We start from the raw sequence: 21,105 nt of genomic DNA on the forward strand, positions 1-21,105 counted from the left end.
CTCGACCTCTGAATTTCTCACATGTCTTGACCGCCTGCCCAAGGAGTGATTCACCGTGGCTGAAAAGAAGCTAAAAGCCTCGCTAATCATTGGCGGATTGATTGACAGTTCGTTCAAGACGGTTCTGACAGATACAAAGAGCGGGTTTTCACAGCTCGGTAGCACGATAAAGCAGGTCAGCCGGTACCAGCGGGATATGCGGGTCGAGATGGACCGCATGCGGGAGGCTGGCGAGTCCATCACGGGGATGAAGGCGCGCTATGATGGCCTGACCGGGGCCATAAAGCGGGCTGAACAGGCACAGACTGCCTTGCGGCGGGCTGAGGCCACCCGTAACCGCCTGAACGGAGCCGCCGAGCAGTCCCGCTTCATGGCCGGGCGCGCGGGAGCCGGTGCGCTGGCCGGGGGACTGGTCCTGCGGAACCTGCTGGGCGAGAGCAGCGCCTTCCAGACAGAAAATGCCCGGTTGCAGGTGATGGGCGTACCGGATGAGGCCAAGAAGCAGGCCCTTGCCGCCGGGCAGTCCCTGAAAACCTTCGGCACGACCATCCGGGAGAATGTGGAAGCCTACAACGATGGTCTGGCCGTATTTGGCAACATGCACGAGGCCGCCGTGGCTGCCCCCCTCATGGCCAAGATGAAATTCGCCAATGGGGCCCTGTTCGGCACATCCAATGAGGAATCGGAACGGCAGCTGAAGGACATGCTGCGCGTTATCGACCTACGCGGGGGTGCCAGCAATGCGGCCGAGTTTCAGCGGCAGGCCGGGTTCATCCAGCAGGCCATGATTGCCTCAAAAGGCATGGTCAACGGTAGCGAGTTTTTCAAGCTGGTGAGCCACGGTGGCACGGCAGTCAAGGGAATGAGCAATGAATCTATTTATTACAAGTTGCTGCCCCTGATTCAGGAGATGAAGGGCGACCAGCTGGGGACGGCCTTGCAGACCTCTTATAACAGCCTGATCCAGGGCCATACCAGCAAACGGGCGGCCATCAACCTGATGAATGATGGATTGATCGGAGACCCGTCCAAGGTCCGCTTTGACAAGAGCGGGCAGGCTGCACAGTTCAACCCGGGGGCCCTGAAGGGAAGTGATGTTTTCTCCCGCGACCCCACAGAATGGGTTAAAAGTGTGCTGCTGCCCGCTTTCGTGGCAAAGGGAATCATCAGCCGGGACACCTATGGTCACGCCCTGGCGGGCACCCTGAACGACACGGAAAAGCAGCTCCTCAATACCGAGATCGGCAAGCTGGGCAACACCAACACGGGCAAGTTGCTCAGCACGATTGCCACGTCCCTCTCCCAGATTTCCCGTGACAGCCTAAATGCCAGCCGGTCGCAGGGTGTTGAAGGTTCAGTACGTGCCGCGCAGGGAACGGCACGTGGGCAAGAGATTGGGCTACATGCGCAGCTGACCAATCTGCGGCTTAATCTGGGTGTGACCCTCCTGCCCACCTATGTCTCCCTTCTCCAGAAAGCTAATGTGGTGCTGGACAAGTTCAACGGGTTTGTACGAGCCCATCCCCGCCTCACCCGAGCTGCCACGGTAGGGATACTTGCCACAACAGGCGCGCTTGCCGCGGCTGTGCCTGTCCTACTGGTGGCAGGAACGGCCCTGAGTGCCTATGGCAACCTGACGGCCATCGCAGCCCGGCGCACGGCCCTGCTGGAAGCCGCACAGGTGAAGGCCACGGCTGCCACGATCATGGAGACCGAGGCACAGGCAGGGGCCAATCTGGCCAGCGCAGGACGTGCGCAGGCAATTTTGGGGCTGCTCAATCCGTTTCGTCTATTCCGCACGGTCGGGGTGGGAGCAATCCGGGCCGTGGGCGGTGCGCTGGCCTTCCTGATGTCGCCCGTGGGGCTGGTTGTGGGGGCTCTGGTCGTGGGCGGCTTCCTGGTCTGGAAATACTGGCGGCCCATTGCGGCCTTCCTGACAGGATTTGGTCAAGGTCTGTCAGAGGCATTCCGGCCTGCCCGCCCCCTGTTCACTCAGCTGGTAGCGTGGATCAAGCCAGTGGTGACATGGTTCGAGAACCTTCTGACCCCTGTTCAGGATACCGGGGCAGGGTTCAGGGGGGCCACGGAAGCCGGTGTGCGGTTCGGGAGGACGGTGGGCGGCATCATCCAGTGGGTTGTTGACAAGATCGGTGCCCTCATCAGCGGGATTGGCACTGTGGGCAATGTGCTGGCCCATCCCGTAACGGCCCTTGAGCACTTTTTTGGCGGCGGAGGACAGCAGCCGGCCTATACGGACCTGCCCAATTTCAGGGCGCAGGGAGCATCCGTACAGGGCGGGGACGTGACGCATAATCATACCTACAACATCACCCAGCAGCCCGGGCAGTCCGCCATGGAGCTGGCCCAGCATGTCAACCGGCTGAGCCAGCAGAACAGCCGCGGCGCGCCTGCCCTGGCTGATGGGCCTGACGGAGTGATTCGATAATGCTGGGATTACCGGGTAGCGGGTTTCTGGAGAATCGATTATTGGGGGCGGGTACGCTCTCCACCTTTGAGCAGGTGACTGGCCTTCTGGGGCTAAACGCAGGCAATGCACCCGTTTTGCTCTCTTTGGGAGACGTACAATTCTCCCTGAACACCGCAGCACTACAACAGGTCAGCCGCAACACAGAATCAACATGGGCCGAGATCCCACGCATAGGTCATCTAAATAGCCTGCAATATACAGGGCCGGGAGCGGATACGTGGACAATCCCGTGCGATCTTTACCCTGACTGGAAGGGTTCCGAAGACGTAATAGATACGCTGCGGATGATGGCACGCTCTGGTGGGGTGTATTTCCTAATGGGAGCTAATGGTGACGTAATCGGTTTGTTTATCGTTCGGTCTGTTACTGAAGAACAGAGTCTATACAAGGCAAGTGGCGACCCTAGGAAATACAGTTTTACCCTCACGCTCCAACGCTATGCGGAGACAGCAGGCCAGAAGGCCTCGGCCCGAAAAAGCCAGGGCATGTTTGGTAGTGTGGGACGATTTGTTGGGACGCTGGAGGGCGATGTCTCAAGTGCAATTGGATCTGTGGAGGGAGCTGTAGGTGATGCTGTTGGATCCGTTCTTGACCCGATCAGCAAGGAACTGAAGCTGTGACGCAGGTTTACAAAACGAAGGATGGAGATGTTCTGGATGCCATCATCCATTCCGCATACGGTCAGTGTACGGACAGTCAGTTGCGGTCCGTTCTGGAGGCTAACCCGGGGCTGGCAGATGAAGGGCCTATCCTTCCCGTTGGGATCGGTATAAACCTGCCGGACAGCGTGCAGGAGAGTGACAAGAATGACCTGCAAAGCAAGGGAATCACACTGTGGGATTGAACCCTGCTTTTATCCTGACAGCTAACAGTAAAGACGTGACTGGTACTGTAGCAGACCGACTGTCAAGCCTCACCCTTACCACAGAGACGGAACACCAATCAGATGAACTGTCGCTGGCCCTGTGGAATACAGATCCAAACTACCCATTGAAGAAGCCTCCCGTGGGTGCCGTGCTGACGCTGGCTCTGGGCTATGAAGGCGATCTGCATAGGATGGGATCATTCGTCGTGTCGTCCCTTTCGGGACGCGGCGGTAAGGGACAGGGCCGCGTGATGGAGATTCGCGCTAGGTCCGTGCCCTATAGCGAGACTCCCGACGGGGTATCCGGTTTCCAGACGCAGAAAACCCGCTCATGGCGCAAAGGCACAACCATCGGGGCGATGGTGCAGAAAATGGCTGCCGATCACGGGATGACGGCTGGGGTATCTGCTGCACTGGCCGGGATCCATCTCCAGCATTTTGACCAGACGGATGAGAGCGATATTTCCTTTCTGCAGAAGGTCGCCAAGTCCTATGACGCCGTGGCGAAGCCGTCCGGCGGGAAGCTGCTCTTTCTGAATCGGGGGGATGCTGAATCCGCCAGCGGAAAAGAGATTCCGCCTGTCAGCCTGACAACCACACAGGTATCGGAATGGAGCTGGTCGGAGGACCGGCATATCGCGCCGGGCACCGTGGTGGCCCTCTACCATGCCACGCGGCAGGCAAAGAATTATGCAGTGTCGATTGGCTCCGGAGAACCTGTACGCAGGATAAAGCGCAAATTCCGCACGGTTGATGATGCAAGGTCGGCCGCGCAGGCCGAGATGGGACGCCGGGCGCGGGGCAGCATGGATCTCTCCCTTACGCTGCCCGGGGATGCCTCACTCAATGCCGGGAGCGCCCTTCTCCTCGATGACAGTTTTGATGAAGGCGTGGCAGGCCGGTGGATCGTGAAGCGCGGCATCCACCGGCTAGACAAAGGCGAAGGATTCGTCACGGAATTGAGCTGCGAACGCCCGAATGATGACACCACGGTGCAGGGGCTGATGAATGGGCCCGTGAAGGTGGACGAATTATAGGTTATTTCTTCCCAAAAGCGACCTCTACCACATTGCCATCCTCCCCTACGGGAGTCTTGGCCTTTCCCTTTCCCTTGGTCCCACGCAATGAAGCAAGATCCACAATATTGGAACCATGCTCATCTTGTGAAAGATATCCCTCTTCCAATCCCAATATCCCCTCAAGATCGTTGACGCCAAACCCGAAAGCCTTCTGTATCCCTGACAGCGGCATGACATTCTCACGCACGAGTAGCTCAATGGACCGTCGCAGCAGGCGGGGCCGTTCCGGAGCAAGCGCACCATCACCCGGCTCGGCACGCCGTCCCCAGCGTACTGAACGCTGTCGGAAGAGTTGGCTCACCCTGTCCTCACTGACAATCTCAAGAGCCTTCAGCCGCATCAGTATGGCCGCAGCAGACACGCCCCACTTCCTTTTTAGCAGCAGAAGTTCATCCCATGTCGGGCAGATGGAAACCTCCCGGGCTAGGCTCTCGGCTGGCAGCAGCAACGCACCAGCGAACTTATCCGCCTGTTCCTCTCCCAGCGCATAACACTCATCATGTACCTCTGCTGACACACACCGATGCAGACACAGATGGCCTATCTCATGGGCCAGATCAAAACGGCTGCGATACCCGTTCGCCTTATCAGATGACAGGAAAACCAGCGGACGCTCCAGGCGGTAACTCCAGCTGGAAAGTCCCTCAATATTCGCTATGCCTGTTTCTTCCCGCAGGAGGATGATGCCTGCACCTTCTGCGGCCAGTGCGAGGTCCTGAATCGGGCCTTTGCCCAGCTTCCACATGGAGCGGCATTGCGCAGCGGCTTCTTCGATATCATCATCCGTAATCTCCGCCGGGCTGGAGAACCGCAACTGGGGGATGTTCACCTCAGGAAAGTCCAGATGGTCCTGAAGCTGCTCAGCCACCTCTTCCGCCCATTCCAAGCGACCCTGAAGCATCTCACGGCCACGCTTGAGCGCACTTGCGTTGCTCCTGAAACAGGCCTTGCTAAGTCCCGTCTTATATTCCGTCAGAAATATCTCAGGCCGCACGTTAAGAAGATCAGACAGCCTCTCGACAGTTTCCAGACTGGGCAACTGTTTGCCATTATACCATTTACTGATGGTCGCTTTGCTTACATTGGCGAGGGTAGCCAGCTGCAACTGTGTCAGCCTGCGGACGCGGAGCACCTGCCGCAACCGCTCTGCCTGAAACCCCTGTAAACCATTGCGTGACATTATCTCACTCACTTTGTCTCTGCTGTCTTGCGACAGCTTCTTTCAACCGAGGCAGCGCATTGTCCGGCTGCGGAGCATGGCCAGCTTCATATTTGCTCAGCAGCTCTTCCAGCCCGCTCTTAAATAGATTTCCCCTGCCATCTGAGTGGGGAACGATCACCTGTATACCACTAGGATACGAACCGTCGCTCTCATATCTCACCTCAAACCAAACTGTAAGGCGTTCTATGGTAGGTGATGTTTCAAAAAAGTCACATTGATTCCAAAGAGCAAGCGGTTTGTTGTATTGGGCTAGGGCAATTCTTTGCGTGCTAACACGTGACTTCTGGTTCCTGCTACCCTTTAAGTTTAAGAAGGTTAACAATACGTCGTTAACACGACCGGTAACAATGCGGTCAGCGGCAGGTATCTTCTCAACCGCACCATGCTTTCTAAGCACATCCTCAAAATACCGTGCAGTTTGAAAGTGCCGTTCGTGGCCCAATGCCGAAGCTTTATCTTCCGGACGGTACCGTTTTTTCCCGATCGTCGTATGACTTTCTTCAGCCGCTGCTTTGAAGGCCTCCCGCACATCAAGGAGGAATTCTTGCGGTAGCTGCTCTCTTAGAACATCCCGCACAAGGGTACCATCTTCTTTGTTAAACAACATCATAATTTTCCTTGTTCATTTTCCCTGTTCAGCATCATCCTATGCCTTCCAGATGCAGGTTTCGCATAACGTAACAATATTCTCAAAATGTTTCGCTTAAAAGTAAAAAATACCCCCTTACGTCAAAAACAGCGTTCTTCATCCGTTATCTTCCACAGATGCTGACCTGCCTTCCAGGGCGAGCCAGCATGATGAGGGCGTTTCAGGCCGGGTGCTTTTGCTGTGCCAGCTTCTCCCGGGCAGCTTCTGCCAGAAAGGCCGAGCGATTGCGGCGCTTGCCGATAGCCTCCAGCACGGAGCGGGGCAGGGTCACATTCACCCGTACAGATGGATCGTAATCCTCCGGGGAGACCTCAAAGGCAAAGGTTCCGTGATTGTCCGGATCCTTCATCACCTCATCATAGGAGGACGGTTCCGGGATTGTTTCGCCATCTTCCCGCATCAAGGCGATATGACCGGCCAGGGCCTCCACGGCCATGCGCTTGGCTTCCTCCACCGTGGAGCCTGCCGTGACGCATCCAGGGAAATCGGGAAAATGAACCCCATAATCACTATCTTGGTCCTTGCTCATAATGGCGATGTAACGGGTCATGTTAGTTTGATTCCTGCCTGTTTTTCTATGGACTTCATGACAAGACGACTTAGGTCCTTCTTCGGGTGTGTCACAGTTACCTTCCCCGGTTTTGTTGGATGCTTGAAATGCCAGTGATCCCCAGTCGTCTTGACATGGTACCATCCATCATCATGCAATTTCTTGATTGCTTCACGGCTCTTCATGTGTATTCAATACACATTTATTTATCCCTAGTCAAGGAGCCTGTCCTATCTCGGCATAAAAACCAAACGGCCACCAAACTATCTTGCAGGCATGGACACATCACGCCTTGCCTTCATTCTCATCAGCCATTTTGAGGGCTGCCGCCTGGCACCATACCGTTGCCCAGCCGGGAGGTGGAGCATCGGTTACGGGGCTACCCACCTTCGGGACGGTGCACCTGTTACGGAGAATACCTCGCCACTGACAACAAATGAAGCAACTGCGCTTTTGGCGGATAGCATTCAGTCTCTATGTGCGACAATTACCGCATGGACGGTAGGGCATACTGTCACGCCCTACCAGATGGCTGCTTTAGTCTCATTCTCCTACAACGTGGGGGTGGCGGGGCTGCGTTCTTCCACCCTGCTGCGCAAGTTCCTACTAGGAGACACGCAAGGGGCCGCGGACGAGTTCCTACACTGGGACAAGATGCACTTAGCTTCTGGTGTCGTGGTAGAAAGCCCCGGACTTTTAAAACGCCGAGAAGCTGAACGCGCGATGTTCCTGGGCAAGCCGGACGCGCTGTGAGCTGGCCGGACGTCCTACTGTTAATGGCGTTGGGGCTAATAACATGGCGGAGATGCCGTTCCCCACTGCCGATTGGAAAGGAAAATAATATGCCAGAACAAAATCAGAATCAAGCCGCACAAGCCACCGGAAGCAGCGTTGCGGAAAACCTGTCCGCTCTAATCCAACAAGCGGCTGGCACCCATACTAGCCCTACCTTTGCTCACGTTCTCAGCATTGCTAGCGAAGTTCTTGGTGTCGTTACAGATGAGGTGGAAACCGCCTTGAAAGACAAGTTGGATGTACAGGCCCTAAATAACGGTCTGCAAGATGTTCTTGTAGGTAGCCAACAAGCAGAGCGCGGTATGGTGGCCATCTATGGCGTCTTGAAAGGAAACAAAAAGCAGACCTTGGCCGCCGGGCATACGGACGTCACGGCTTGATATACGCACTAGCAGGATTTGGTGCGTTAGTTATCTGCGCATTGGTAAGCGGAACGTGGTTTGCGTTCCGCTCCGGGCGTAATGCAGCTCGTGTGCGGTCTGAAGCAGAAGCGGTAGCAGCGTCTAATACTGAAGCTACCGCTTCTCAACGCGCCTTAAACGCACGCACTAATGGAATCCGTGATGAGAACGAATTGAGTGAGGCGCTAGATAAAGGAGACTTTTGATGGAGAGTGGTCATTCGATACTATATCTGGTCGGATTCGCACTGCTAGTCGCTGTCGCCCTATCATTCGTAAGTGGATGCTCATATCCAACCCCGCGTTTAATCTGCCCCCCCTTAACAAATTACAGTCAAACAGAAGAGAAAAACCTAGCGCTTGAGCTCCGCAATCATCCTGACCTTAAAGAGGTTCCGGTATTCCTACGAGACTATGGAAATGAACGCGCAGAATGCCGGGCTATTGAGCATGAAAAGGCTAGGGATTAACACCCCGGCACAAAAGCCGGATACCTCTATTTTGTAGATGCAAGAAAATACCGTGATACAGCCATTTTTTACTAACTGCATCACGGTTTTGTAAACCGAAGGCCGGGAGTTCGAATCTCTCATCCGGCACCATGATTCCCCGCCATTCTGCTGGTTTTTATGGCATCGCGCTAAGCGCGTAGGACCTATGGAACGTATAAAGCGCATCTAAGGCCGGATAAAAGCCAACATACTTTTCGAGAAGCCAATTTTATCAGAGTCGCTTGGCACCTGCCTCCCCCCTTAAAAATAGGGGAGGCAGGTGCCGTTTGTGCTGTACTAATGCTGTTACCGCTTTAGCAATTTGCCATATGTCTCATTCGCTGCGGCCTCAATCGTCATTGTGGGATTAGAGCGACAGACGCTATCAAACACAGAGATAATAACATCGCTAGATGTCACCTTATTGATAAGCAGCTCTTTCCCCGTTGCAGCGGCCATAGCGTTATCAATGCCAGTTATTGCACCCTGCACCCAGCTATACACCAAAGGCTTTGCCATAGGGTCTTTGCTGTTTAAGTGGAACTTACAATGTTTCAGACCAATACCCACAACAAGATGCTGCGTTTCAGCATGTTGTATATCCACCTGCTGTGCATCCGCAGCATGTGCCGCTACCGGGGCAGATAAAGGCAGAAGCAGAGTGGCACATAGTAAAAGACGTTTCATTCTCTTAACCTCCAAAAACATACCCGATAAGCGTTACGTTATTTCACGCACACTATCTAGCTCTTTCTAAAAGCAGCAATAAAGAGCAAACCAACATATTTTGCTCCCTCTGCTTGTGATATAAAGCCTTTCCTCGCCATAATATGATGGTTATGACATGACATAATCGCCCAATATAGGCGTCATCCCTACACAGATTAAAGGCTTTTGCCGTTTCATGAAAAACACCTTCCCCGGTTTCATCGGGCTTGCCCGTTTATTTGATCTCTTTGAGGGGGGAGCTATGCTCATCCTCTCCCTCTGCATCACCATTGTCGCCTGCTTAGGGTTGCTGCATGTCGTAGTGGCCGTTGTAAAGCTGGTGCTTCATGCAGGCTTACAACCTACAGACCCCGCTATATTGCAGGAAGTCTTCGGCCTCTTTTTCACAGTGCTAATCGCTTTGGAGTTCCGCCACTCCATCCTCGTCTTGCCGGGTTCAGAATCCCAAGGAATGATTCGTATGCGTTCGGTCTTGCTCATCGGCATGATGGCCGCGGTACGTAAGTTCATCGTGCTGGACCTTAACGGTGTCAATGTCCGCGAACTGCTCGCCCTCTCCGCTGCTGTTTTATCACTTTCTGCAGCTTATTGGCTTGTCCGGGGTAAGGCGATGGCACGTGTTGATGCCACAACCCCTCCACCCTCACAGACAAGCCAAGACACGCAACCTCAGAAGAACTGAACGTGTGATTTAAAGCCAAGCATCGCCGCGTCTTTTAAAACGCGCTGCATGCCGGGGTTAAAGTAATATTGGAAGTCCGGCGCGAAGGTCACACCCCGCATGACATGGATACGGTATGTGGCCTCCAGCGTACTCCCCCAACGCTGCACCCCATAAGACCCCCACATAAGCGGGGCCCCGCCAGAGGAATAATAAGGGCTGCCCGCCGCTGGAGCCATGCCATGCTCCACCTGGAAACGCTGCGCCGCCCGTGTGGAATGGCTAGAACCTGTATAAGAGAAAGATACACCCACGGTATCAAGCGGGCGCGCACGCCAAAAGCCAGTATCAACCAACCCAAAAGCGTATAATTTACCGCGCATGGCAACATCTGGCTTGTTCCAATACGCATCAAAGAAGGCAATCAAACCCCCTTCCACCGTATCTTTGGTAGGATGGCGGATAATCATCTGGTCGGCCAAGAACCACATACCCCAGTTGAAGTTACGGCGAATCCCTGTCCCCGGCACCGCATCCCCAACGCCATTGCAGGTCGGGCAATTCGGGATTCTCATCATCGTTTGTCCAGCATTACGGCGGTTAGGGGGATTATACACACCGAGATAATGGTCTGATGTATCAGGCGCAAAACCAACTTTATAATGGCCAGATAAATGCGCTTTACCGAACTCTGGCTCCCAACCGAACTCAATAGGCGTCAAGACACCACTAATCATCGCGCCATTGAACTTAAAACCGGTTCGGTTCTCCTGCACACCGTAAATGCCGCGCTCTGGGAAATACACACCAACCTGAATATAAGTACTATTTGTTGGCCGTGCCCGAATACGCGCCGCCCAGTTTGTCCCCGGATAAGAGGAACGCACATAGTTATCCGTCACAGCCTTCGGGTTACCGCAGAAGGCATTATTCATAAAGTTACAGTAAAGTGGGCTATTGGCAAAGTCTGTATTGCTAGACATCCGCCCCATAGCAATATTCAGACGCCCACCCCATAATGTTTCCTCCCCATAAAAATGGACAAGATGGAACACGACATTACCGCCACCGCCATAGATTTCCTGACTGGGGTTTGTATTATCCCCAAACATCTTACTTGCGGAAATGCCATAACGGCCCACGCCAATAATATGCGTCTCAAAGCCACGAATACCGGCTAATTTGTACCAATCAATATCATTTTCAAAACTATATTGCCCCGCATTGGAGGAACCCTGCTTTAAGCCCAATCCTTTAGTCGGGCTGGTAATCGCCCCGGCAAACTCGTTCGTTGTATCAACCATAATAGCAACGCCACGATCCCGCAGCCAATGGTTCCACTTCATCTGTGGTAGCAAGGCCTCTGGGTGGGGCAAAGGTGGGCCAGATTTGCTCTCCGGGTCACCTTCATGCAACGGGATATTCACCCGCTCTAGCAATTCTTTTCCATTTTCCCCAAAAACCCCAAACTCCTCCTTAGGGTAATTGGAATAAGGCTGCGTCTTCATCCCCATATGACGCATAAAAATCTGCGCTGTATGCTCTGCCGTTTCCCGCTGTGCTTGAGCCGATGCCAGAGGGGGAGCTGTATGCAAGGGCGGAGAGGTATGTTGACCGCCTTTTTTAAAGAGATATTCCATTTGCCCCGCTTTTGTCTCAGGCTGAATGGTTTTACCTGCTACCTTCATCACGGGCGACACACCTTTGGGAGCAGAGTAAGAAAGCGCATGCTCATACGCTGCTGGCTCCCCCGCAGCCCATAAAGGCGAAGCAGTCGCACAGAAGCAAAAAGTCGCAGTAAAACAACGATATAACGCTGAGAAAGATACGCTCATATAGTCAACGCTTCCCTATCGGCCAGCCTCATTAAAAAGATAGGCGCATTTTATGAAAGAATATTAATCACGTCTATATGAGCAGATAATCAAGAATAACTTGTCACTACTTTGTCACAGTGTGGGAAAAACTACTGCCCTTCCTTACCGTTTTCCTCCCCCTCCGCTTGGAAAAACCGTAACGAACGCACCAGAATAGCTCGGCATAATGCCTCTGGGTCCATCGGCAAATAAGATAATCGCTCATCCGAACAATGTCCCATCATATCAACCAATCGCGCCATAATACCCGGCTGCTCTTTTATATAGGCTTCCACATTAGCTGTGGCCCCTTTTTTTATACAAGCAAGTTTCTCAATAACAAATCTGCAAATAACCAAACGTATTTTCTCTAAAAACTCATTAGAGAAAATACCTATACGCGATAACCATGTCGCTAAAATATTAACCCAAACACCAAGTGACAATGCTTTAACATCATGCTTTGTTAGATCATAAATACCAGTACTTGGACGGTATGGTAATGAATCAACAGCCCATGCAGCAATATCAAAACACGCAGCCAATCGCCCTGTATCAAAAGCTTCTTCTACCGGGCAATGCTGAAAATTATCCACCGCGATGAAGGAAACAACCACCTCATCATCACTATCCAATGCCATAGGGTAATACTGCAACACAGACCGGTAAATATCATCATTACCGCTCCCATCATGCAGCCCTACAAGGCATCGCTTCTCCTCCCCTAACTGCTCTGTCCCCGGGAAAGACCAAACCCCTGTAAGAATAACAGGCAGCATCCGCACCCCAAACCCTACTAACGCCGCAGCCTCGCGATACCCCACTAAAAAGCGCGCAGCCTCATCACTCATATAGCCTTGTTGTTGAAACACAGCCCCATCAGCTGTTGCTACAATGATGCCAATCACGTCACTCTCTCTATCCCCTCCCAACCAAACGGCTTTAAGGAGAAATGATGAAGGAAATCCTCGACCCATTCATCTCTTCATAAACACATACTGTACCCACCTAAAACATAATGCTATAAAATATCGTTAAAAGAGTGTAACATCACCATGAATTTCCTTATCATTCAAATCTTTACCATGATTTAAAATATGTCTTACCTGCGAGAGGTGAACATCTTTAAGAATAGAATCAGATGAATAATTTAAATTATCTAAATTAGCCATCGAACATCCCATGCGCTTTAATACAGAGCGTACGGCTTCTATCTCTTGCGTTAACGCGTCAAGTTCTTGCAGGCGTTCCATTTGCTCTGCATTTAAGTTCCCAGTTGCAATGTAACGAGCGACCGCCTCTTGTACATCAGATAGTTTATGACAACTATCATCCAACACCATGGCTAGACGTTGCACTAAGGCAGCTGCCTGTATGATAGTCCCTTTGCTCATGCTCGTGCCTCCATATACTCATTTTACATCAGCATTTATGCTGCAATACTTTTCCCGTTGTAGGCCAAAACCGGATACGGCGTACTTTATGCCCGCCAAGACTATAAGCAACGCAGTGCAGATGCGTCCGCTTTACATAATCCCATAAGAAATCAACATTCTTTTGCCCGATATCACTGGCTACGGACAAAACCGACGCCCCACCAAACGCCTTACATTCAAGACGTTCTCTTACACAGCCCGCTTTTATCAGACGCTCTATAAGGTGATTCATGGCATTAACCCCATAAAGATACGCTGTGCTAGAGCTTGACCCGACACAATCCTCCCCCGGTAAGAGAAAATGATTCATCCCTCCTACCCCCGCATATGGGTCATACATGCACACCGAAATACATGAACCAAGCAAGGTGCTAAACACGACAGATGAATCATCCGAAACCGCTAGCTCCCCTTGTATCAAGGTCATGATATTCAGTGGCGATATCACCTGATAGGCCCAAAGACTTTTTCCAACGTTTCCTTCAGCTTTGCCAATGTATAAGGCTTTGCTAGAAAGTTATTGACCCCTGCCGACACAGCCTTTTGTACTAGGCCCGCATTAGCCTCCCCTGTAAGGATAATAAAAGCTAATTTGGACGTCTTCGGGTTAGCGCGCACAGCCTCTAATAAGGCTAAACCATCCATACCCGGCATGTTAAAATCAGAAATAACAAGATGAACCGGGTGGCCCTCTAAATACTCTAAGGCTTCTTTGCCATCTTTACGTTGCACAACACCTTTAAAGCCAATCTCTGCCATATGGCTGGCCAATACCTGCCGAATAGAGGCTTGATCATCTACAATTAAAGCTCGAATCTGAGATGCGGACGGCATTTTCTAACCCTTTCTGCCCATTAAATCATCAATCATAAAAACAACTATAGCATTATGCCTTAGCGTGCCCGGTTTACAGCCTCACTGTAACCCCATCGCAAAGCGTGCAATCTCTCCCAAAGCCACTTCATGCTCTACAGCTCCCAACTCTGCCGCAACACGCGGCATGCCATAAACGACAGAAGATGCCTTATCCTGCCCTATTGTCCTAGCCCCCGCTTTACGCATAGCTAAAAGGCCATCAGCCCCATCACGCCCCATCCCTGTAAGGATAATCCCCAAGGCTTTCTTCCCCACAACCTGCGCTATGGAATGAAACAAACTATCCACCGCTGGACGATGCCCGCCCACCGGCGCACCATCTCTTAAGCGCGTTACATATTGAGTACCTTCCTTCCCCACAATGAGATGCTTGCTCCCACCGGGGGCAATACGCACCATCCCTGGCGTTAAGGCTTCGCCATCTTTCGCCTCTGCAATAGAGAGCTGAGGAATGATGCTATCTAAGCGTTGGGCAAAGCTTGCTGTGTAAAGAGACGGCATATGCTGGCATACCACAAGCGGCGGACTATGCGCGGGGAGGTCTTTTAACACCTCCTCCACCGCTTCCACCCCACCGGTGGAAGAACCAATCCCCACAAGGCCAAAGCTTAAACGCCACGCCTTAGGCAACGGCATTTTTACCATGCTCGGTTTTGCCGAGAGAGGATTCTCAGCCCGTTGATGCCACAAACCGGGGCGAGACTGTGCAGCCTCTAAAACAATTTGCCCCAGCCCCGCAAAGGACTCCCCAGCACAATCTTGCTTGGGGAAACATTCAAACGCGCCCATTTGTAACGCCGTAATCGCTGTATTCGCCCCTTTTGTCGTCATGCTAGAGACCATAACAACAGGAATAGGCCGCAGACGCATAATCTTTTCTAAAAATTGAAGGCCATTCATCCCCGGCATTTCAATATCTAGCGTAATAACATCGGGTTGATTCTCAATAATCATATCCCGTGCCTCAAGCGGATTAGACGCAAGGCCGATGACCTCAATTTCTGGATATTTGAGAAAAGAGCGTTTTATCAGCTCCCGTGCGGTCCGCGAATCATCAACAATAAGGACCTTGATGCGCTCCTTCATGCTCTTAATTCCTCTTTCTATAGATGGTTGGGGCTACAACATCCAACTGACATGCGGTTGTACAATCCACCCGCTCGGAATGACCCACATAAAGAAAGCCACCGGGAACAAGCCGCTCGGCAAGACGTTTCCAAAGCGCATTGCGCGTTTCGTCATCAAAATAAATCACTACATTTCGGCAGAAAATAGCATCAAACTGACCATGAAACGGCCAAGCTCGATTCAAATTAAGCGACCGAAACGTCACAAGCCGGCGAATATCTGCCCCCATAGTGAAGGTGTCATCCCCGGCTTGCTGCATATAGGTCTCCCGCCAACGCTGTGGTACAGCTTGGAGGTCCTCTGCCCTGTATTCTCCCTTACGTCCTGTCTCCACAACAGCATGATTAATATCTGTTGCAAGAATCCGCATATCCCAACGTGGTGCATCAGGGACACGCGCCATGACCGACATAGCCATGCTCCAAGGCTCTTGCCCGGTAGAGCAGGCCGCAGACCACAACCGCCCCCGCCCCCCTTGGCGTAAAGAAGCCCCTAATTTTGGCAAAAGCTCTGTTTCCAGATGCTCAAAATGAGCCTTCTCCCGGAAGAACTGCGTCACATTTGTTGTAAGAACACAGATTAACTCTTGTAGCTCTGCCCGACCCGCTTGGGAGGTCACATAGTCCAGATAATCGCGAAATGACTCCCCGCCAGTGGCACGGATGCGGCGGGACACACGGGAGAACACAAGGCTCCGCTTAGAATGAGGAAGATGAATCCCCGCCTCCAAACGCGCAATCTCCTGCACACGGTGAAAGTCCGTTGCGGAGTACGCAAAGCTATCTGGAACGTCCATGACGCTTATGACACCCCATCTGTATGGATAAGATTAGCCCCCAATAAGCGCGCTAATAATGTATCTAATTGCAGAATACGGATGACACGCTCATCAATACTCACAAGACCGCTTAATTCCGCAGCACCACCATCAACAGAGATGGGCTGTATCTCATCTAAGATAATATCTGTAATGCCAATTACACTATCAACCAACAGCCCGCAGGTCGTTCGGCTTGTACTATCCTCAATAATGATAACAACCCGCCGCTCATTCCCCTCTTGCATCTCTGTCCCTAAATAACGAGCGAGATTAACAACAGTTACGATATTCCCGCGGATATTAATGGCCCCCTCTACATAAGCAGGGCAATGCGGCAAATACGTTGCGGCTTCAAACTCCCTTATCTCGCGAATGCGGAGGATAGGAATACAATAACGCTGCTCCCCCACAGTGAAGATAATCATCTGCTCTTTTCCCGTAGGAGCATGCGCCACAACCCCGGTCTCTTTTGAGGGGGCTTGTCTATTAGTCGTTACGGGCATCTTTCTCCACCTTTCTTCCGATGCGTCATTCTTCACGCATTATGTTCAGCAAGTACTTCTAAGGCGCGCGTATCAACACGTTTCGTAGCAGAAACAATTAAGGTCGATACGTCTAAAATCAACGCCACACTTCCATCCCCAAGGATTGTTGCTGCAGAAACCCCCTTGATGGGGCGGTAATTCTTCTCGATGCTTTTGATGACGACTTGCGCTTGGTCACGCACACCATCTACCACCAAAGCTGCCCGGGCCCCGGCCTCATTTTCCACCACAAGGACCATGAGTTGATCACCCTCACCAGCCCGCCCCATATGGTTAGGACCAGTCACATCGCTATAATCCTGCGGGAGAGTCAGTTCATCACCCAAATAAATCAGAGGGATACAGCGTGTTCTAATCGAGACAACATGGCTCCCATCTGGCAGATGATAAATATCCTCCTTCACATCCACTGTGACGAGCTCCACCACGGAGGAGACTGGCACCACCATCACCGCACCACGACACTCTATCAACATCCCATCCAATACAGCGAGGGTAAGCGGTAGGCTCAAAGTAAATAGCGTCCCCTGCCCGGGTGTACTTTTAATCATCACCCGCCCTCCTAGGGTCTGAATCGCTTGGCGAACCACATCCATCCCCACCCCACGGCCGGAAAGGTCCGAAACAGCATCAGCCGTAGAGAAGCCGGGGGCAAAGATAAGCTCGTTAATCTCATGCTCATCCAAAACAGCCTGTGCTGAAACAATGCCGCGTTTAATCGCTGTCTGCAAAACACGCTGGCTATTAATCCCACCCCCATCATCTTGAATCTCTATCAAAATCCGACCAGAGCGATGACGGGCTGAGAGCCTAATGGTCCCTTGGGCTGGCTTACCCGCCGCCTGCCGGGTCTCTTTATCTTCAATCCCATGGTCAATCGCATTACGCAGCATGTGGGTTAGTGGATCTGTGAGATTTTCGATCAACGTCCGATCAATTTCCGTCTCCTCACCCTCCAAAATCAGACGGACATCTTTCCCCGCGAGGCCACTTCCCTCCCGTACAACACGTTGCATCCGCTGAAAGACATGCCGAACAGGCTGGGCGCGAATCGCCATAACAGCCTCTTGAATATCCCGCGTAAGGGTCTTCAAAACTGCTAGTCGCTTCACCAGCTCTTGATCTTGTGTAACACCTTGCTGTGATAAGGCGGATTCTAGGGAGGCCTGACCAATCACCATCTCCCCTACCATATCCATCAACATACCAATCCGACCTGTATCAACACGGATGGACGCATGCTGCTCTTGTTTACGCCCCTGTTTGGATGAGGGTGAAGCAGAAGGACCTTCCTCTTGTACGGGCTGTACAGGATGAGGCTCCTCCTTGGGGGGCTTTGCACAATCTGGCTCTAAGACTATCGGCGCAACACACTCAGCCTCATCAGAGATTTCATCTTCTACAGGCTGTTCTCCTCGGCTGATGGTGAGGTCACATACATCACTCACCCAGTCGAACACATTATGCACATCAGCCTCTGTTGGACCTTCAGCTCCAATAGGGAGATGCACCTCCCACCCAAGGCAACCTTCATCTACGGGAAGGTCCGCTAAAGGGGGGAGATCTTGTTGCTGACAGCTCACCACCATAGCCGCCGCTTGCTCTGATGGCAAAAGGCTCTTTAACCCTAATAATAAGTTACGCGCATCATCACCGCGCTCATACAGCTCCCCATGGGGACGAAAACTCACTCGCAATGTCTCTGTTAGGGGGGTGGCTTCCTCCGCAGGATCGTCAAAATCAAACGCCTCTAAATCTACCGTGACGGGGACAAACCCTTCCGGAGCTGCAGAATCCTCCAGCTCTACAACAGGCTCCTCCTCTGGTCGCGCCCCAATAATCTCCTCTAATTTATGGATATTCTCATCAACACGGTGATTATCGACTCTCTCGCCAGTTTGTTTTGATTCAGAAACAAGATCGCTCAACACATCCATCGCTATGAAGAATGTCTTCACTGTTGCAGAATCGGGCCTCACCTGCCCGGAGCGCAAACAATCTAACGCGCTCTCATAAACATGAGCAAAACGTACAAGACGCTCCAATCCAAATGAAGCCGCCCCGCCTTTAATGGAATGAACCGCCCGGAAAATAGCGTTAATTGTCTCCGGGTCAGCATCATCCTCTGAGAGTTCGCTAAGGCCTCTTTCCAATTCAGGAAGGAGCTCATCACATTCCTCAAAGAAGATTTTAAGGATATCATCCATGACATCACTCATAACCATGCTCCCTTACGCTGTGACACGCTTTATAGCCCAAACGAGTTTCTCGGCACTAAACGGCTTTGCTATCCACCCGGTTGCCCCAAGGGAGCGCGCCCGCTGTTTCTTTTCTTCATCAATTTCGGTCGTAAGGCAGATGATAGGAAGATGCGCAAATGCCTCTATCCCGCGTACCGCCTCGATAAATTGGAAACCATCCATCCGCGGCATATTAATATCGGTAATAATCGCTTGTGGGGCTGGATTAGCCTGCTGGAGGGCCTCTAGCCCTTCCACACCATCACCACCTTGGATGACATCATACCCCGCATCCCCCAAGACTTTCCGCAACATGCCTTGCATAGTGCGCGAATCATCAACCGTCAGCACCCTGATAGCTTGATTATCCACCATAATGAGCCTCCTCTGCCCCCTCATGCGCCAAAAGCTGGCCGCGGACGCCAAAGAGCGTGAAGGCTTCCTCTGCTTTGTCAGACCACGCGCTAACCTTCAGCCCACTCGCGAGCAGTAATCGCACGCATAATCCGCCAACATATTCCACATGCGATGCATCCAGCCTGAGGGCTTCTCCCCCCTGATGCTCTGCCAGCCCCTCCAAAAGCAACTGCTTTAAACCATCCGCTGCTTTTGTATCCAATCGTGACGGCAGGGTGATTATGGGACTAGCTCCCTCCATAAGCGCGACCATTAGAAATGTTCCCAGCCATCTTCATCATCAGAATGTGTTGGTAAGATTTTTCCATCCTGCTGAATCTCACCATGACGGCTGGCCAACAAAGGCGATGCTGCCTTTTGCTTCGTCCCCGCCGAGAAGACCGGTGCTCCTTCTTGCGGCAAGGCCTTTAGCTGGCTGCGGCCTAACAACGCACTATGCTCCGTGCCCCCCCCGATTGTGAAAGTTGCTAATGTTTCACGCAATTTAAGGGCTTGTGTCGTCAAATTATGGCTTGCCGCTGTGGATTGCTCGACCATCGCCGCATTTTGCTGGGTCATGCCATCCATACTGCTTACCGCGTCAGAAACCTCCGCCAAACTACGCGCTTGCTCATCGGTGGCTTGGGTCACCACTTCAACACGCTCTGCCAGAGCCTCGGTGCCTTCTTCAACATCCTGAAGCAACCCACTTGTCCGCGCAACAAGGCGTACACCCTCTTGCACATGGGCTGTAGCGGTCTCTAACACATCACGAATCATATCAGCCGCTTTGGCAGATTGCTCCGCTAGGGATTGCACCTCTTTTGCAACCACTGCAAAACCACGGCCCGCCTCACCAGCACGCGCCGCCTCTACGCTCGCATTCAACGCAAGAACATTGGTTTTAAACGCAATATCACTCACCGAGCGCGTAATCTGCACAATATCATCTGATGATGTTTTGATAGAGTTCATCGCCTCACGAGTCTGCTCCATCCCCGTAGAGGCTGTCTTAACCTTCTGCAACGTCTCTCTAGTCTCATTACTAGCATAAGAGCAGTTGCTCACTGTGGTTTGAAACCCCGCTGAGATAGATTTTACAAAGGATGTAACCTGCCCAAGGCTCGCCGCCTGACGCTCTGTCCGTTTTGCAAGGTCATCAGAGGCTGTGGAGATTTCGCTCGCCCCATTAGCAATCATATTGGAGCTTTCTGCCACAGCCGAAAGTGCCGCCCCTAACCCCGCTAAAGAGCCATTAAAAGCCTCCCGCACTGGGCCAAACTCCCCACTAAATAACTCGCTCATGATGCGGATGGAGAGATCCCCTTGCGCTAATCGTTGCAAAGCACGGTTTAGCTCCTCTACAACAGAATGAGTTCGCACCTCACGTTCACGCAGCTCCTCCATGGCCTCCATGGCTTTATTAGCCGCTTCACCATGCGCTTTTTCTGCCGCTTTTTGCTCCTGCAAACTCACCGCTAAAGAGGCAAGCAGCTTACCAAGCCGCCCTACACAATTCTTACGGCCTTCATATTGGCTAATATCTGGTGTGTAGCCCTCATCTAAAGCGGCACCCATACCCATCAAACGCTCTACAGGCTCTGTTAAAGCTTTTGTAAGAAAAAGCCATACGCCCCATACTAGCAACATGCCAAAAACAAGCGTACCGACATTAATAAATGCAACACTATCAAACTGCTTCTTTTGGAGATAACCCACCCCCTCCACAAGCAGCTGCACCGCTAGATAAAACTCAATCGCCAACATCGCTACACGCACTTGCACGCGGAACAAAGCATCTCTGTAAAGCCATTTGAACATCAGACTCCTCCCTTCCCTCCAGAAGATCCCCGTTCAGCATGGCCAATATCCCCCACCG

General features: G+C 52.2%; 24 protein-coding genes, 1 tRNA gene and 1 pseudogene. 8 read left to right on the forward strand and 18 right to left on the reverse strand.

Annotated features, from left to right (window positions below; genetic code table 11):
- Positions 1–55 precede the first annotated feature (55 nt).
- From NQF89_RS05735 to NQF89_RS05750, 4 genes are read left to right on the forward strand one after another with little or no spacing between them, the layout of a single operon-like run.
- Entirely contained in the window at positions 56–2,446 is a 2,391-nt protein-coding gene (locus NQF89_RS05735; protein WP_266137749.1) for a phage tail tape measure protein, read from the forward strand.
- The gene (locus NQF89_RS05740; protein ID WP_266137750.1) at positions 2,446–3,108 is read left to right on the forward strand and encodes a phage tail protein; all 663 of its coding nucleotides are present in this window, start codon (positions 2,446–2,448) and stop codon (positions 3,106–3,108) included. Before NQF89_RS05735 ends, NQF89_RS05740 begins: the two co-directional genes overlap by 1 nt.
- A complete protein-coding gene (locus tag NQF89_RS05745) occupies positions 3,105–3,332 on the forward strand; it encodes a tail protein X (protein WP_266137751.1) in 228 nt (75 codons plus the stop codon). The genes NQF89_RS05740 and NQF89_RS05745 overlap by 4 nt, the downstream gene beginning before the upstream one ends.
- Positions 3,323–4,390: a contractile injection system protein, VgrG/Pvc8 family gene (locus NQF89_RS05750; protein WP_266137752.1), complete on the forward strand. Its 1,068-nt coding sequence runs from the start codon at positions 3,323–3,325 to the stop codon at positions 4,388–4,390. The genes NQF89_RS05745 and NQF89_RS05750 overlap by 10 nt, the downstream gene beginning before the upstream one ends.
- Position 4,391: 1 nt before the next feature.
- Here NQF89_RS05750 and NQF89_RS05755 read toward each other — a convergent pair whose 3' ends face one another.
- From NQF89_RS05755 to NQF89_RS05770, 5 genes and pseudogenes are all read right to left on the reverse strand, one after another.
- Complete coding sequence (locus NQF89_RS05755; protein ID WP_266137753.1) at positions 4,392–5,333, reverse strand: ImmA/IrrE family metallo-endopeptidase; 942 nt, start codon at positions 5,331–5,333, stop codon at positions 4,392–4,394.
- Between the two features lie 90 nt (positions 5,334–5,423).
- Positions 5,424–5,612 (reverse strand): annotated as a pseudogene (locus tag NQF89_RS08880) (helix-turn-helix transcriptional regulator); the annotation flags it as partial.
- Between the two features lie 4 nt (positions 5,613–5,616).
- Entirely contained in the window at positions 5,617–6,264 is a 648-nt protein-coding gene (locus NQF89_RS05760) for a hypothetical protein (protein WP_266137754.1), read from the reverse strand.
- Positions 6,265–6,463: 199 nt separating this feature from the next.
- Complete coding sequence (locus NQF89_RS05765) at positions 6,464–6,853, reverse strand: type II toxin-antitoxin system HicB family antitoxin (RefSeq protein ID WP_266137755.1); 390 nt, start codon at positions 6,851–6,853, stop codon at positions 6,464–6,466.
- Positions 6,850–7,038: a type II toxin-antitoxin system HicA family toxin gene (locus NQF89_RS05770; protein ID WP_266137756.1), complete on the reverse strand. Its 189-nt coding sequence runs from the start codon at positions 7,036–7,038 to the stop codon at positions 6,850–6,852. Before NQF89_RS05770 ends, NQF89_RS05765 begins: the two co-directional genes overlap by 4 nt.
- 91 nt (positions 7,039–7,129) lie before the next feature.
- Here NQF89_RS05770 and NQF89_RS08885 point away from each other — a divergent pair, with 91 nt between their 5' ends.
- From NQF89_RS08885 to NQF89_RS05780, 3 genes are all read left to right on the forward strand, one after another.
- Positions 7,130–7,606, forward strand: a complete 477-nt coding sequence (locus NQF89_RS08885) for a lysozyme (RefSeq protein ID WP_407652354.1) — start codon at positions 7,130–7,132, stop codon at positions 7,604–7,606.
- Positions 7,607–7,695: 89 nt separating this feature from the next.
- Complete coding sequence (locus NQF89_RS05775; protein ID WP_266137757.1) at positions 7,696–8,028, forward strand: hypothetical protein; 333 nt, start codon at positions 7,696–7,698, stop codon at positions 8,026–8,028.
- Between the two features lie 505 nt (positions 8,029–8,533).
- Positions 8,534–8,650, forward strand: a tRNA-OTHER gene (locus NQF89_RS05780).
- Positions 8,651–8,845: 195 nt separating this feature from the next.
- Here NQF89_RS05780 and NQF89_RS05785 read toward each other — a convergent pair.
- A complete protein-coding gene (locus NQF89_RS05785; RefSeq protein ID WP_099026882.1) occupies positions 8,846–9,226 on the reverse strand; it encodes a hypothetical protein in 381 nt (126 codons plus the stop codon).
- Between the two features lie 217 nt (positions 9,227–9,443).
- Here NQF89_RS05785 and NQF89_RS05790 point away from each other — a divergent pair, with 217 nt between their 5' ends.
- Complete coding sequence (locus NQF89_RS05790) at positions 9,444–9,950, forward strand: phosphate-starvation-inducible PsiE family protein (protein WP_155573677.1); 507 nt, start codon at positions 9,444–9,446, stop codon at positions 9,948–9,950.
- Here the strand turns inward: NQF89_RS05790 and NQF89_RS05795 are convergent.
- From NQF89_RS05795 to NQF89_RS05850, 12 genes are all read right to left on the reverse strand, one after another.
- Entirely contained in the window at positions 9,938–11,764 is a 1,827-nt protein-coding gene (locus tag NQF89_RS05795; RefSeq protein ID WP_230873312.1) for a carbohydrate porin, read from the reverse strand. The two genes, NQF89_RS05790 and NQF89_RS05795, sit on opposite strands and share 13 nt — an antisense overlap.
- 131 nt (positions 11,765–11,895) lie before the next feature.
- Positions 11,896–12,762 carry a hypothetical protein gene (locus tag NQF89_RS05800; protein ID WP_266137758.1) on the reverse strand — a complete coding sequence of 289 codons (867 nt, stop codon included), beginning with the start codon at positions 12,760–12,762 and terminating at the stop codon, positions 11,896–11,898.
- A 57-nt stretch (positions 12,763–12,819) separates the two neighbouring features.
- Positions 12,820–13,179 (reverse strand): hypothetical protein, encoded by a 360-nt coding sequence (locus tag NQF89_RS05805; RefSeq protein WP_155579577.1) that lies wholly within the window; start codon positions 13,177–13,179, stop codon positions 12,820–12,822.
- Positions 13,180–13,207: 28 nt separating this feature from the next.
- On the reverse strand, positions 13,208–13,531 hold the full coding sequence (locus NQF89_RS05810) for a chemotaxis protein CheD (RefSeq protein ID WP_230873313.1): 324 nt from the start codon (positions 13,529–13,531) through the stop codon (positions 13,208–13,210).
- A 134-nt stretch (positions 13,532–13,665) separates the two neighbouring features.
- Positions 13,666–14,055 (reverse strand): response regulator, encoded by a 390-nt coding sequence (locus tag NQF89_RS05815; RefSeq protein WP_155573680.1) that lies wholly within the window; start codon positions 14,053–14,055, stop codon positions 13,666–13,668.
- An 81-nt stretch (positions 14,056–14,136) separates the two neighbouring features.
- Entirely contained in the window at positions 14,137–15,183 is a 1,047-nt protein-coding gene (locus NQF89_RS05820; protein ID WP_155573681.1) for a protein-glutamate methylesterase/protein-glutamine glutaminase, read from the reverse strand.
- Between the two features lie 4 nt (positions 15,184–15,187).
- Positions 15,188–16,021 (reverse strand): CheR family methyltransferase, encoded by an 834-nt coding sequence (locus NQF89_RS05825; protein ID WP_155579578.1) that lies wholly within the window; start codon positions 16,019–16,021, stop codon positions 15,188–15,190.
- A 5-nt stretch (positions 16,022–16,026) separates the two neighbouring features.
- Positions 16,027–16,548, reverse strand: coding sequence for a chemotaxis protein CheW (locus NQF89_RS05830; protein ID WP_266137759.1), 522 nt, complete (start codon positions 16,546–16,548; stop codon positions 16,027–16,029).
- 32 nt (positions 16,549–16,580) lie between these two features.
- Entirely contained in the window at positions 16,581–18,809 is a 2,229-nt protein-coding gene (locus tag NQF89_RS05835) for a chemotaxis protein CheA (protein WP_266137760.1), read from the reverse strand.
- A 12-nt stretch (positions 18,810–18,821) separates the two neighbouring features.
- Positions 18,822–19,205, reverse strand: a complete 384-nt coding sequence (locus NQF89_RS05840) for a response regulator (RefSeq protein ID WP_155573685.1) — start codon at positions 19,203–19,205, stop codon at positions 18,822–18,824.
- The gene (locus tag NQF89_RS05845; protein ID WP_155573686.1) at positions 19,195–19,500 is read right to left on the reverse strand and encodes an STAS domain-containing protein; all 306 of its coding nucleotides are present in this window, start codon (positions 19,498–19,500) and stop codon (positions 19,195–19,197) included. The genes NQF89_RS05840 and NQF89_RS05845 overlap by 11 nt, the downstream gene beginning before the upstream one ends.
- Positions 19,500–21,047 (reverse strand): methyl-accepting chemotaxis protein, encoded by a 1,548-nt coding sequence (locus tag NQF89_RS05850; RefSeq protein WP_155573687.1) that lies wholly within the window; start codon positions 21,045–21,047, stop codon positions 19,500–19,502. Before NQF89_RS05850 ends, NQF89_RS05845 begins: the two co-directional genes overlap by 1 nt.
- Between the last annotated feature and the right edge of the window lie 58 nt (positions 21,048–21,105).

The organism is Bombella pollinis, assembly GCF_026385485.1.
In the GTDB taxonomy this organism is placed as follows: Bacteria; Pseudomonadota; Alphaproteobacteria; order Acetobacterales; family Acetobacteraceae; genus Bombella; species Bombella pollinis.